The 13,613-nt window shown below is 29.8% G+C and carries 9 protein-coding genes and 2 pseudogenes; all 11 read left to right on the top strand.

Annotated elements, in window-relative coordinates; all coding sequences use genetic code 11:
• The first annotated feature begins 994 nt into the window (after nt 1–994).
• Nucleotides 995–2,457 (top strand): annotated as a pseudogene (locus tag DER71_RS12570) (sigma-54 interaction domain-containing protein).
• Nucleotides 2,458–3,009: 552 nt separating this feature from the next.
• Nucleotides 3,010–3,468: a GNAT family N-acetyltransferase gene (locus tag DER71_RS10695; protein ID WP_114474624.1), complete on the top strand. Its 459-nt coding sequence runs from the start codon at nt 3,010–3,012 to the stop codon at nt 3,466–3,468.
• 74 nt (nt 3,469–3,542) lie between these two features.
• Nucleotides 3,543–4,616 carry an alanine/ornithine racemase family PLP-dependent enzyme gene (locus tag DER71_RS10700; RefSeq protein ID WP_114458752.1) on the top strand — a complete coding sequence of 358 codons (1,074 nt, stop codon included), beginning with the start codon at nt 3,543–3,545 and terminating at the stop codon, nt 4,614–4,616.
• An 81-nt stretch (nt 4,617–4,697) separates the two neighbouring features.
• Nucleotides 4,698–5,744 carry a 2,4-diaminopentanoate dehydrogenase gene (ord, locus tag DER71_RS10705; RefSeq protein ID WP_114458751.1) on the top strand — a complete coding sequence of 349 codons (1,047 nt, stop codon included), beginning with the start codon at nt 4,698–4,700 and terminating at the stop codon, nt 5,742–5,744.
• Nucleotides 5,745–5,761: 17 nt separating this feature from the next.
• Entirely contained in the window at nt 5,762–6,067 is a 306-nt protein-coding gene (ortA, locus tag DER71_RS10710) for a 2-amino-4-oxopentanoate thiolase subunit OrtA (protein WP_114458750.1), read from the top strand.
• A gap of 2 nt (nt 6,068–6,069) precedes the next feature.
• On the top strand, nt 6,070–7,488 hold the full coding sequence (ortB, locus tag DER71_RS10715) for a 2-amino-4-oxopentanoate thiolase subunit OrtB (RefSeq protein ID WP_114458749.1): 1,419 nt from the start codon (nt 6,070–6,072) through the stop codon (nt 7,486–7,488).
• Between the two features lie 3 nt (nt 7,489–7,491).
• A complete protein-coding gene (locus DER71_RS10720; RefSeq protein WP_114458748.1) occupies nt 7,492–7,857 on the top strand; it encodes an ornithine aminomutase subunit alpha in 366 nt (121 codons plus the stop codon).
• A 1-nt stretch (nt 7,858) separates the two neighbouring features.
• Nucleotides 7,859–10,102 carry a D-ornithine 4,5-aminomutase subunit OraE gene (oraE, locus tag DER71_RS10725; RefSeq protein ID WP_114458747.1) on the top strand — a complete coding sequence of 748 codons (2,244 nt, stop codon included), beginning with the start codon at nt 7,859–7,861 and terminating at the stop codon, nt 10,100–10,102.
• 14 nt (nt 10,103–10,116) lie between these two features.
• Nucleotides 10,117–11,478, top strand: a complete 1,362-nt coding sequence (locus DER71_RS10730) for a GlmL-related ornithine degradation protein (RefSeq protein WP_114474625.1) — start codon at nt 10,117–10,119, stop codon at nt 11,476–11,478.
• 223 nt (nt 11,479–11,701) lie between these two features.
• A complete protein-coding gene (gene nhaC / locus DER71_RS10735) occupies nt 11,702–13,144 on the top strand; it encodes a Na+/H+ antiporter NhaC (protein WP_114474626.1) in 1,443 nt (480 codons plus the stop codon).
• Between the two features lie 36 nt (nt 13,145–13,180).
• A pseudogene (locus tag DER71_RS10740) lies at nt 13,181–13,331 on the top strand (IS3 family transposase); the annotation flags it as partial.
• Nucleotides 13,332–13,613 lie beyond the last annotated feature (282 nt).

The following is a 13,613-nucleotide window of genomic DNA, read 5'->3' on the forward strand; positions in this document are numbered from 1 at the left end:
AAAATTAATTTTTAAATTAATTATACTAAAAAATGAAACTATTTTCACAAGTTGAATTATATTTGAATAAACTTTGAGAACATGGACTAGGAATTTTCCTGGTCCAATTATTATTTGTATTAACTTTTTATAAAAATAAGTTGTTAGCTGGATTAATAATAATTCAATCCTTTAGATGATAAGCTTTCTTTGATATAATTCAGTTGAGGAATCAAAGAAAGTATGATAAAATATTTTTTCCAACAGTCATCAATAGTTAAGTTTTTATTATTCATTTAAAGATTTACCTAAATATATGTAGGAATATCTCTTAAATTTCTGGGATTGCTTAAAATTGTAGTCTAAAATTTTTTTTATAGTTTTCTTCATGATCTCTGCTATATTCTTTAACTGTATTTTTTGAAAGTTCTGACTCTCAGGTCGTTTTTTTATTGATTGTCCCTCAACAAAGTGTTTAATTAGAATAGACTTTCCCCATTTTTTATATACTGCTGCAAAAAGGGGAGATGCAGGAATATTGAAATTTTTAGTCAATGAATCTTAACGAAATGAAGGAAGAAATAGGGTTGAACTGCAGGATGGAGTGAGCTAATCATGAGTCAGGAGGACTCATTGATTAGTGTGCCCTATTTCACACCCGAATTGAGTTTTAGATAAATCTAAAAATTTCATTGATGACTAAAGCCCCCTTTTTGCAGCTTGAAAATAAATTTTGGGGAAACTCCTATTAATTAGAATATTGACTTTTTCATTCAATCTCATCATCTTTTTCACCCATCCATAATTTTTGTTTTTAATATGAAGAGGTTATATTATCTATTTAGACGGGTCAATTTTAAATTATTTCCAGATTATCATATACAACAAGCACATAGAGTTTCAAGTCTTACGTGGAAGTAGTTTAGATCAATTTTTCAGAAATGTGTTTGATATATTATAATTAATAAATATTAATTATAAATTTTAAATAAATTCTTACAAGGAGGGGGTTTTTATGTTAATTAATGGTGTTAAAAAAAGTAATACAAGCAAAAAATTAAATAATGAAGAAAACTATAAAAAAATTTTAGGAACTATACTAGATTTGATAGATGAAGGGATACATATTATCGATAATAAAGGAAAAACTATTTTTTATAATAAAAAAATGGCAGAATTAGAAAATCAAAATAGAAAAAAAGTTTTAAACAAAAATTTATTAAATGTATTTCCAGAATTAAGTGAAAAAAATAGTACTTTAATGAAAACTTTAAAAACAAAAGAAAAATCACCTCTTAAACAACAAACATATATAAATTATAAAAATGAAACTGTTACAACTATTAATGAAACAATTCCCATAAAATTAGACGAAAAATTTATTGGAGCTTTAGAAATAGCAAAAGATATAACAGAGTTAAAAAAATTATATGAGCAAGTTTTAGAATTTAAAACTGAATCATATGAAAAGGAAGAGCAAAAAAAATTAAATAATGGAACATCATATTGCTTTTCTGACATTATTGGTGAAGATCCAGCTTTAAAAGAAATTATTTCATACGCAAAACGTGCTGCTAAAACTAGTTCTGCTATTTTAATTTCTGGAGAAACAGGAACTGGAAAAGAATTATTAGCACAGAGTATACACAATAAGAGTAAAAGGAGTGATAAACCTTTTATAGCTCAAAATTGTGCTGCTCTTCCTGCTAATCTTTTAGAAAGTATACTTTTTGGAACACAAAAAGGAGCATTTACTGGAGCAATTGATAGAAAAGGATTATTTCAGCGAGCAGAAGGAGGTACTTTACTACTTGATGAGATAAATTCTATGCCAAAAGAGTTACAGGCGAAGTTATTGAGAGTTTTACAGGAAAAAAAATTAGACCCATTGGCGGAAATAAGAGAATTGAAATTGATGTTCGAATAATGGCTACCATTAATAAACATCCACTTGAAGTATTAGAAAAAAATGAGATTAGAGAAGATCTTTATTATCGATTAGCGGTTGTTAATCTTCACCTGCCGCCCATTAGAGAGAGAAAGGGAGATATACCTATTTTAGTAGGACATTTTATTAATAAATTTAATAAAAAATTTAATTATAATATAAAAGGAATTACTGATAATGTTGAAAAAATATTTATTGATTATTATTGGCCTGGTGGTATTAGACAGTTAGAACATGTAATTGAAGGTGCATTTAATCTAATCGGAATGGAAGGAGTTATAGAAGAAAAAGATATTAAGCCATTTTTAATTAATTATAATGATAAGCATGAGAAAAAAGAAATTGAAATTATTAATTTTGATAAAATTACTGGTAATGAACCATTGTCTGAAGTAGTAGAAAATATTGAAAAAAATATAATAAAAACATCATTAAATAAAGAAAATGGCAATATTACCAAAGCAGCAGAACGTATAGGAATCAGTAGACAGTCTTTTCAATATAAAATAGATAAATATAATTTAAATTAAATTATATAAAGTGAAAATAATTATCTTAATTGTAAAATAAAAAATATAAAATTATCTAATCTAAACGGAAGAGTCTTTAAATTTTAAAAGACTTTAACCGTTTATTTTTTTATTAAACATAGATTCTTAGTTTATCAGAAAATTAACTATTATTGCAAAATAATTGTCTATTATCGCAAAATATTTTGCAATTATAAAATTAATAAATCGATTGCTATCTTTTTTTTGGATAAAAAATATTTTTTTAAAAAAAACAATATACATTTTAGTATTTAAATATAAATTCATAAAAATTTTAAATGATCATTTTTAACTCCAAAGGACCCTGTTTTATCAGTATTCTTATTTTTAAAATAAATTTTAATTATCAAACAAATAATGAAAATTTAAATTTTTAATATTTTATTTAAATGATTTTATAAGTTTTGGAATAAGAGATGCATTATTTTAAAACCGGAAAGTATAAAAATTAAAAGATATAGTAATTTTAAAGCTATGTTTTTATATTGAAATTTATTATAAGATTCTAAAATATAAAAGGAGATCAAAATAATGAACATTGAGTATCTTGCTGATCGGGAAAATGATATTTCTAAAGTTGTTGATTGGCTATATGAACAATGGGGCCATAATTATGAATATGGTATCGATGTTTGGGAAAAAAGAGTTAACAATAGATTGAATAAAGAAAAAATTCCAACTACATTTATAGCAATTGTTGATGATGAAGCTGTAGGGACTGCTTCTATTGTAGAGAATGATATGAACACTAGAAAAGATCTAAGTCCTTGGTTGGCCGATGTTTTTGTTTTAGAAAGTTATAGAAATAGAAAGATTGCCACTAAACTTATTGAGAGAATTTTAAAAGAAGCAAAAATAATTGGAATAGAAAAATTATATCTATATACTAGAGAGGCTGAAGGATTTTATGTAAAAAAAAATTGGAAGATAATCGATATAGTTGATTATTATGGTGATAAAGTTACTTTGATGGAATATGAATTGAATTAAATTTAAAGATTTTTAGTAAAAATCATAATTAAACTATAAGAATTTGATCAACATTAAAGAAAGCTGGTGAAATAATGAATAGCCCATATATAGCAATTAATACAAAAAAAATACAAGAAAACACACGATATATAGTTGATTTAGCTAAAAAAAATGGAGTTGAAATTTATGGAGTAGGCAAAGCAAGTTGTGCTGATATTAAAGTTGCTCAAGCTATGCTAAAAGGTGGAGTAAAAGGTCTAGCTGATTCTAGAATATCCAATATTAAAAAATTAAAGGAGAATATAGAAGAAGATATACCATTAATGTTGTTGAGGATACCAATGTTAAGTGAAGTAAAAAAAGTTGTTAAATTTGCAGATATAAGTTTAAATTCTGAAATAAAAGTTATTGAACAATTGAATAAAGCTGCAAAGAATTTAAACAAAAATCATAAAATTATATTAATGGTAGATGTTGGAGATAGAAGAGAAGGAATAATGCCTGATAAAGTTTTAGACACTGTTTCGCAGATAATTAATTTTGATAAGATTGAATTAATAGGTTTAGGAACAAATTTAGCTTGTTTTGGTGGAGTTATACCTACATATAAAAATTTAAAAATATTAATTGATCTTAAAACAGAAATTTATAATAAATTTAAGTTTAATTTAAACATTATATCAGGAGGTAATAGTAGTTCATTACCACTTTTAAAAGATAATGGATTTCCTGAAGGAGTTAATCAGCTGCGGGTTGGAGAAACTATTCTTTTAGGAAATAATGTTCTTAATAGAGAAAGATTTTTTGAAGCTCACCAAGACACATTTTTTCTTTCAGCAGAAATAGTTGAGCTAAAAATAAAACCTGCTCAACCAAAAGGTGAAAGAGCTGAAAATGCTTTTGGAGAAAAAAAGGTGATTACAAAAACAGGATTAAGAAAACGAGCTATACTTGCTGTTGGAAGACAAGACATAGATATAGCCGGACTAACACCACTTTTAGCTGGTTTAGAAATTGAAGATGGAAGTAGTGATCATCTTATAGTTGATGTAACTAATTCAGAAAAAGAGTTAAAAATAGGTGATTCCATAAAGTTTAATATGAATTATGGTGCCCTCCTAAAAGCCTTCACATCAAAGTATGTTGATAAAATATATATTACATAAATTTTACATAGTGTATTATTTTGATAAACCAGAAAGTGTATTATTTTGACGTAACGTAAAATAACTTAGGAGGTATAATAAATGGAAAATATTAAAGTTTTAATTTGGGGATTTGGAGAAATGGGTAGTGGAATGGCAAAGATGCTGCTTAAGAAAAAAGGAGTAGATATAGTTGGCGTTTGTGATTCAGATCCAAATAAAGTTTCTAAAAGTATATATGAAGTTTTAGATGTTAAACAGGGTGATAACCCGGAAGTTATTATTAAAGATGATATAGAATTAATTATTGAAGAAACTGAAGCTGATGTAGCATTAATAGCTACTGATTCATTTGTTAAAAAAGCATATGACAAAATTGTGTTATGCTTAAAAAATAAACTTAATGTTATTTCGACAGCAGAGGAAATGGCATATCCTCAAGCCCAATCACCAGAATTAGCTCAAAAATTAGATGATATTGCTAAAAAAAATAATGTTTCATTATTAGGAACTGGAATTAATCCAGGTTTAATAATGGACTTATTAGTTATTTTACTTACTGGTGCTTGTGAAAGTGTTGATAATATTAAAGTAGAAAGAATTAATAATTTATCACCATTTGGACCAGCAGTTATGGAAGAACAGGGTGTAGGTAAAACTGCAGAAGAGTTCAAAGAGGGTGTTGAAAACAATACTATTTCTGGACATGTTGGTTTTGCTGAATCTATTAAAATGATAACTGATGCATTAGGTTGGAAATCCGAGAATCCGATAAAACAAAAAATAACTCCTATAATTTCTAATGTGGATCGTAATGCTCCAAATATTAGTGTAAAAGCAGGTGAAGTTGCTGGTGTTAGAATGGAAGCGTGTGATATAGTAAATGATCAAAAAAGAATAGAAATGATCCATCCGCAACAGGTTGAACCACAAGAAGAAAATGTTGAAACTGGTGATTATATATATATTAATGGTAATCCAGATATTAAGATGTCAATCAAGCCTGAGGTTCCGGGTGGTATTGGAACAGTTGCAATGTGTGTTAATATGATACCTCAGATTATAAATGCTGATGCAGGTTTAAAAACAATGATTGATTTACCTGTTCCAAGAGCAATTATGGGGGATATGAGAGAATTAATTAAGTAAGAGGAGTGTGAAATAATATGAAAAAAGCTAAAAAAGGTGACTATGTTCAGATTCATAATATTATACTCGAAGCTGATGAAAGATCAGAAAATTTACCAGAAGAAACCAAAAAAGTTCCTCTTGAATTAAAAGTTAGAGGTTTTTTAATTGATGATGAGGCACAATTAAATGATCAAGTAACTATTGAAACCTATATAGGAAGAAAAATTGAAGGTAAATTAATTGATATATCTCCAACTTATGTAATTGATTATGGAGAGGTAGTAAAAGAATTATTACCTATTGGAAGAGAATTGAAAAAAATGTTGGAAGGGAGTGAGTAAAAATGGGAAAAGATATGAGTTATGAAGCTGTAATGAGCAGAAATAATGAAATTATGAAAAAAGCAGTGGGGATAGATTATACTCAATTTGAATATGATGGGATAGGTTTTAATTATGAAAAAATGATGAATAAAACAGGTTATGATTTAAATGAAATAATAAAAATTCAGGAAGAAGGTGATGTTGGTAATACTCCTGTATATGAATTAAAAAATTTAACAAAAATTGCACGCAAATTAGCTCCAGAGGGAAAAGGAGCCAGAATTTTTTTGAAAGATGAAGCTTCAAATCCATCAGGTAGTTTTAAAGCAAGAAGAGCATCTGTTTCTGTTTATCATGCTAAAAAAAATGGTTATAAAGGTGTTGTAGCAGCAACAAGTGGCAATTATGGAGCGGCAGTAGCTTCACAGGCAGTAAAAAGAGGACTTAAACCAATTATTATTCAGGAAGTTTATGATAGTACAGGAGCGGGACAGCCAGAAATAATAGAAAAGGGACGCAAATGTGAAGCTTATGGATCTGAAGTACTGCAGTTAAGTGTTGGCCCAGAACTGTTTTATACATTTTTAAAAGTTTTAGAAGAAACTGATTATTTTAATGCATCACTATATACACCATTTGGAATAGCTGGGGTAGAAACGTTAGGTTATGAGTTAGCAGAAGAAATTAGAGAAAAAACAGGTAAATTCCCAGAAAAAGTTATTGTTACTAATGCTGGGGGAGGTAATTTAACTGGAACAGCAAGAGGAATAAATAAGGCAGGAGCGGAAGATACAGAAATTGTAGCTGCAAGTGTTGATTTGTCTGGGTTACACATGGCTAGTGATAAAGATTTCAATCGAAAATCATTTACAACAGGACATACCGGATTTGGTATTCCATTTTTAACCTGGCCAGATAGAAGTGATGTTCCGCGTAGTGCTGCTAGAGCAATTAGATATCTTGATCGATATGTCACGGTAACACAAGGAGAGGTTTTTTATATAACTGAAGCTTTGGCTCAGATAGAAGGAATTGAGAGAGGACCTGCTGGTAATACGTCACTTGCAGCAGCATTTTCGATTGCTCAAGAAATGGATGAAGATGAAATTTTAGTAGTACAAGAAACAGAATATACTGGTGCTGGTAAACATCCCACAGCACAGCTTACTTTTGCTAAAAAAAATGGGATAGAAGTTAAAAGGGGAAATCCGCGCAAAGAAATTCCAGGAAAATCAATAATAATTCCAGACTCACCGGGGAAAATCAAAGCACAAGATTTAGATGTTGTAAAACTAAAAAAATCTCACATAAAGAAAATAATAGAATTTAATAAAGTAGATAAATTATCAGAAAAAGATATGGAATATATAATTGAAGAAACAAATACAGATTATGAGTTTGTTAAAGATACTTTAAATGAAATGAATGTGGAGGTGTAATTTATGGTACAAGAACGCAAAGATGATTTTGAAAAGAAAAGACAAAAGTTTAAAAATTTAAATAATGAGCAATTAAATAAAAAATTTTGGGAATTAGCTGAAAAAATTGTTGATCCTCTAATAAATATGGCTGATGAATATACTTCACCTTCTATTGAAAGATCAGTTCTGCTGCGAATGGGATTTGATAGTTTAGAAGCAAAAGCTATAGTAAATAAAATTAATAGTAAAAATCTTTTAGGCAAAGGTGCTGGTAATGTGATTTTAAAATTAGCTAAAAGAGAAAATATGGATATTCATAAAGCAGGTATAGAAATCTCAGATGGTAAGTTTGATGATTCATTAGTAAATTTATTTGGAGGTGAATAAAGTGGATTTAAAAGCAGATGAAAAAATAGATATAGAAAAACTATTGGAAAATATTAAAGATTATAAACCTAAAAGAAAAGGCTGGAAATGGAGACCGAAAACTCAGAACAAAAAGAAGGTTGGTAAATTTACTTACTCTGATATTTCGGATACTTTATTAAATAATAGTGTTCCCCTACCATCCGCCAGTTATTTTAATGACATTGATCCACAACCAGAACCTGTAATTACAACTGAAATAGCTTCTGGAAGATTTGAAGATGATATAAGAAGGATGAGAATGGCAGCCTGGCATGGTGCAGATCATCTAATGGTTATTAGGACCGCTGGTCAGAGTCATTATGACGGCTTAATTGAGGGTACTCCTGAGGGTGTTGGCGGGGTGCCAATTAGCCGCAAACAAATTAGAGCAACTAGAAAAGCTTTAGATATGATTGAAGAAGAGGTTGGTCGTCCATTAAATTTTCATTCTTATGTTAGTGGAGTAGCTGGCCCAGATATAGCAGTTATGTTTGCAGAAGAAGGAGTAAATGGTGCACATCAGGATCCACAATATAATGTACTTTACAGAAATGTAAATATGCAGAGATCATTTGTAGATGCTGCAGTGGCAAAGAAAATAATGGCAAGTGCTGATATGTTACAAATTGATGGGGCACATAATGCTAATGCTACAGCTCGTGATGCATGGAAAGTTATGCCTGAGCTTTTTGTACAGCATGCAATCAACGCACTATTCTCTATAAAAGCAGGTATGCCTAAAGAAAATATTGCTTTATCTACTGTTCCTCCAACAGGAACACCGGCTCCTGCATTAAAATACGACCTTCCATATGCAGTAGCATTAAGAGAATTATTTGAGGGCTTTAAATTTAGAGCCCAGCAGAATACAAAATATATTACATCTGATACACGAGAAGCAACTGTATTACATGTATTAAATATTCTTTTATCAAAATTAACATCAGCTGATATTCAAAGTACTATCACCCCAGATGAGGGCCGTAATGTGCCCTGGCATTATAATAATGTTAAGGCAGTAAACACAGCAAAACAAACATTTTTGGGATTAGATGGATTAAATGAAATGATAGAACTAAAAAAAGATGGTTACGTTTCTGAGAAAGCAAGAGAACTGAAAGAAAGAGCAATTTTATTTATGGAAGAGATAATTAATAAAGGTGGTTATTATAAAGCTGTTGAAGATGGATTATTTGTTGATTCTGGATATTATCCTGCTAGAAATGGAGATGGAATTAGCAGAGAAATTGAGGGAGGGGTTGGTGCTGGCACAATAGTAAAAAGAGATAAAGAATATATGGCACCTGTATGTGAACATTTTGGATATAATAATTTGCCAAATGAGATAGAAAAACCCTGTGATTTAATTGGGGGCTGTACACTACATGACCACAGTAAAATAAAATATATTGATGAACTTGACGCCAGTGATAATGTGGAAAAACGTTTGGCAGAAACAAAGGAATTTCGTAAAGACGGTAAAATAAAACCAGAGGTTGAATGGGCTGGTGATGGCTGGATTAATGTTACTATGCTTTTACCAATAGAAAAAAGAATAGCTAATGTTGCTGGTCTAGAGATTGTTAAAAATATGGGCTTAAAAAACCCTGAAGTTATTCATAGTAGGACAATGCATCCTGCAGAAGGAACATTACTAGAAGTAAAAGGAAGAGTCGATTTTTCAATTGACTTAGATAATTTAGAAATTCCAGAGGTCGAAGAAAACTTAGATGAGGATATAATCAGAAACGAGATAAAAAATAATCCTATGAAAGTTGTTGCAGCAACTGTTGGTAATGATGAACATTCAGTTGGAATGAGAGAAATAATTGATATAAAACATGGTGGTTTAGAAAAGTTTGGGATAAAGACAAAATACCTTGGAACTTCGGTATCAATTAATAAGGTTGTAGATGCAGCTATAGAAATAGATGCTGATGCAGTATTAATTAGTACTATAATAACACATAATGATATTCATAGGACTAATATGAAAAAATTAAATAATCTTTGTATTGAAAAAGGTATAAGAGATGATTTAATCCTTGTTAGTGGAGGAACACAGGTAAATAATGATATTGCTTTAGAGTCTGGAATGGACGCTGGTTTTGGCCCAGGGACTAATGGAACAGATGTAGCCAGTTTTATTGTTAAAGAAAGATGGAAGCGCAAAGGAATACTCAAAGACAAATTATCTGAAGTTAAAGAAGAATCTGAAGAATAATAAGGGAGGAAATAATGGCTGCAGTAGACTTATTAGTTGCCGAAATAGGAAGTACAACCACTGTGATTAACGCATTTAATAATTTAAGTAGTGCTGACCCAGTTTTTGAAGGACAGGGTCAGGCCCCCACAACTGTTTTAGATGGAGATGTAACGATTGGTTTAAAAAATGCGATAACTAATCTTAAAAGCAATTTGAGATTAGATGATATTAAATGGAATGATTTATTAGCTACAAGTAGTGCTGCAGGTGGTTTAAAGATGACTGTTCATGGACTTGTGCATGATATGACAGTTAAAGCAGCTGAATATGCAGCACTTGGGGCTGGAGCTGTTATTAAAATGGTAACGGCGGGTAAATTAAAAGAACATCAGCTAGAAGAGATAAAAAAACAGCAGCCCAACATTATTCTTCTGGCTGGTGGTGTCGACTATGGTGATGAGGATACTATTATTCATAACGCAAAAATGTTGAGAAAGCTTGATTTGCCAATTTGGTTAATTTATGGAGGGAATAAAGTCTGTCAAACGGAAGTTAAAGAAATATTTTCAGAATCCCAAACCAAATTACTAATTGTTGATAATGTATATCCAGAAATTGATGTATTTAATATTGAACCTACTAGAAAAATAATTCAAGATGCATTTGAAAAACATATAGTTCATGCACCTGGCATGGAAAAAATTGATAGAATGGTTACTGGTTCGATTATGCCTACACCAGGTGCAGTTATGAATGCTGCTAAATTATTAAAGGAGGAAATTGGAGATTTAATTATTTTTGATGTTGGTGGTGCAACAACAGATCTTCATTCAGTTACAGAGGGAACAAAAGAATACCAGGATATAATGATTAGTCCTGAACCCACAGCTATTAGAACAGTTGAGGGTGATCTTGGAGTTTTTATTAACGCAAAAAATCTAATTAACGAAATAGGGATAAATAAAATAGAAGAAAAATTGGGATTTGAGATTCAGGATATTTTAGAAAATAGAAAACCTATACCACAAAATAAAAAAGAAATAAAGTTAATAGAATTATTAACTGAAGAAGCAGTGAATAGGGCATTAAATAGACATGCCGGAGAAATTAAAGAAATTTATGGTCCTTCAGGTAGAACAGCAGCTGCAAAAGGTAAAGATTTAACAGGAGTAAAATATATTATTGGTACTGGGGGAGCCTTAACTAAATTGAAAAAAAACAAAAAGATACTTGCAAATATTCGTGTTAAAAATGTGCAAAAAAAACTTTATCCGGGGATGAAAGCAGATGTATTAATTGATCAAAACTATATTTTTGCAGCTTGTGGAGTAATGGCCAAGAAATATCCAGAAGCTGCAGTGAAACTAATGAAAAAATCATTAGGGATTATTTAAACAGTAGTTCTAATTGAATTAAAGATGCATTAAAGATAAGCTAAAATATTGTTTGAAATAAAATTTTTTAAGGTCAACTAAAATAAATTTATAAAATTAAAATTATTACAACTTAAATTAGTTTAATTCAAAAATACAATTCCCAAAATAATTATTTTCGAAAATTTATGATTATCAAGAATATTTTATAAACCAATCCAAAAAAATTTAAAAAGGTGGTTATATGCTAAAAAATAGAGAAAAAAGGGATCCATATTTATGGGAAGCTTTATTTTCAGTATTATTTTTAATTGTAGTTATTGGCTTTGCTATAGTTGTATATGAGACTGCTCCACACGTACCAATGATTATGGGGGCTTTTATGGCAGCTATAATGGGTATCAGAGCGGGATATAAATGGGAAGAAATTGAAGACGGAATGAAGGAAGGAATAACTCAAGCTCTGCAGGCAGTTATAATTCTATCAATAATTGGTGTACTTGTTGGAGTTTGGATTATAAGTGGCGTTGTACCAACTATGATTTATTATGGATTACAATTATTAAGTCCTAAGTTTTTTCTGGTAGCTACAATGTTAATTACTTCAATAACAACTTTAGCTACAGGTAGTTCATGGGGGACTGCAGGAACTATAGGAATTGCATTAATGGGAGTTGGATCAGGTTTAGGGTTGCCATTACCAATAGTCGCTGGTTCTATTTTGTCTGGTGCTTATTTTGGAGATAAAATGTCACCTTTATCTGATACAACAAATCTTGCACCTGCTATGGCAGGTACTGATTTGTTTACCCATATTCGCCATATGGTTTATACAACTGGTGTAAGTTATGTAATAGTCCTAATTATTGAGACAATTTTGGGATTCAGGCTTACTCTGGGAGAAACAGCAGATTTAGCACAAATAAATGAAATTTTGGTGGGTTTACAAGGACAATTTAATATATCATTATTTTTATTTATACCGCCTTTACTAGTAATATATTTATCGTATAAAAAAATACCTGCTATTCCAGGTATTTCAATGGGTATACTTACAGCTATGTTATTAGGTGTTATATTACAAGGAAATAATTTTGGTGATATTTTAATTGCTTCTTATAGTGGTTATGTAAGTAATAGTGGGGTTGAAGCGGTTGATGGATTATTGACCAATGGTGGATTTACTAATATGTTATACTCAATTTCTATTGTTATAACGGCTATGATGTTCGGGGGTATAATGGAAAAGACAAATCAATTAAAAGTTATAGTTATTAGGATTTTAGAAAAAGTTAAGAGTGATGGTTCACTTATATTTGTAACAATTATGACAGCTATTGGTATGAATGTAGTACTTTCTGAACAATATATGTCTATTGTAGTAACTGGAAGGATGTATTCCAATGCTTATAAAGATAGAGGATTAAAAGCTAAAAACTTATCTAGAGCTTTAGAAGATAGTGGGACTTTAACTAGTGCCTTAGTTCCATGGAATACTTGTGGTGCTTTTATGAGTAGTACTTTAGGAGTAGCTACATTTGCTTATGCGCCTTACGCATTTTTCTTATGGTTGACACCTATAGTTTCTATAATATTTGGATTTTTAGGTATTACAATTGAACATTTTGATGAAAAAACTGGACAGAATAAAGAAAATAAAAGTCAAAAATCTGGTTCAGTTCTATAAGCCTCCTAACAGAATTGGATATAAAGTAAGTTTTTGATAGTTTTCAAAGTTCATATTCCATCAAAGTGGATAAATAAAGGATATAAAACCTCTATTGTTTTAAATTTTGTTGGTTTTAATTATTCTACTTATTACAGTAATATAAGCAAATAGAGAAACCGAAAGTAAAAGTACTAATAGCAGCAATTTGCTATTCTGGTATTAAGTCCTGTTGAATTCAAAGAGGCAAAAAGATATTTTAAATTGATTAGAATTTATTTCAGATGACAACTTAAGTAAATTATTCAGATATATTCAAATAATAGATTAATAATATTTTCTTAAAGATAACTTTCATTAATAATTTTTAAATTAAGTTTTCAAATCTGAAAATTAATATGTCTGGGAGATGTAATTATGAATTATCAGGATAAGTTTAATAATATCAGGCCAGCCTGGCTGGAGATCAATTTAGATAACTATGGGCACA

This window comes from Halanaerobium sp. DL-01 (assembly GCF_003338615.1).
GTDB lineage: Bacteria > Bacillota > Halanaerobiia > Halanaerobiales > Halanaerobiaceae > QPJE01.

Coding starts and splice junctions, on each gene's coding strand:
- DER71_RS10695 (WP_114474624.1), top strand. CDS start 3,010: ATGAACATTGAGTATCTTGCTGATCGGGAAAATGATATTTCTAAAGTT.
- DER71_RS10700 (WP_114458752.1), top strand. CDS start 3,543: ATGAATAGCCCATATATAGCAATTAATACAAAAAAAATACAAGAAAAC.
- ord (WP_114458751.1), top strand. CDS start 4,698: ATGGAAAATATTAAAGTTTTAATTTGGGGATTTGGAGAAATGGGTAGT.
- ortA (WP_114458750.1), top strand. CDS start 5,762: ATGAAAAAAGCTAAAAAAGGTGACTATGTTCAGATTCATAATATTATA.
- ortB (WP_114458749.1), top strand. CDS start 6,070: ATGGGAAAAGATATGAGTTATGAAGCTGTAATGAGCAGAAATAATGAA.
- DER71_RS10720 (WP_114458748.1), top strand. CDS start 7,492: ATGGTACAAGAACGCAAAGATGATTTTGAAAAGAAAAGACAAAAGTTT.
- DER71_RS10730 (WP_114474625.1), top strand. CDS start 10,117: ATGGCTGCAGTAGACTTATTAGTTGCCGAAATAGGAAGTACAACCACT.
- nhaC (WP_114474626.1), top strand. CDS start 11,702: ATGCTAAAAAATAGAGAAAAAAGGGATCCATATTTATGGGAAGCTTTA.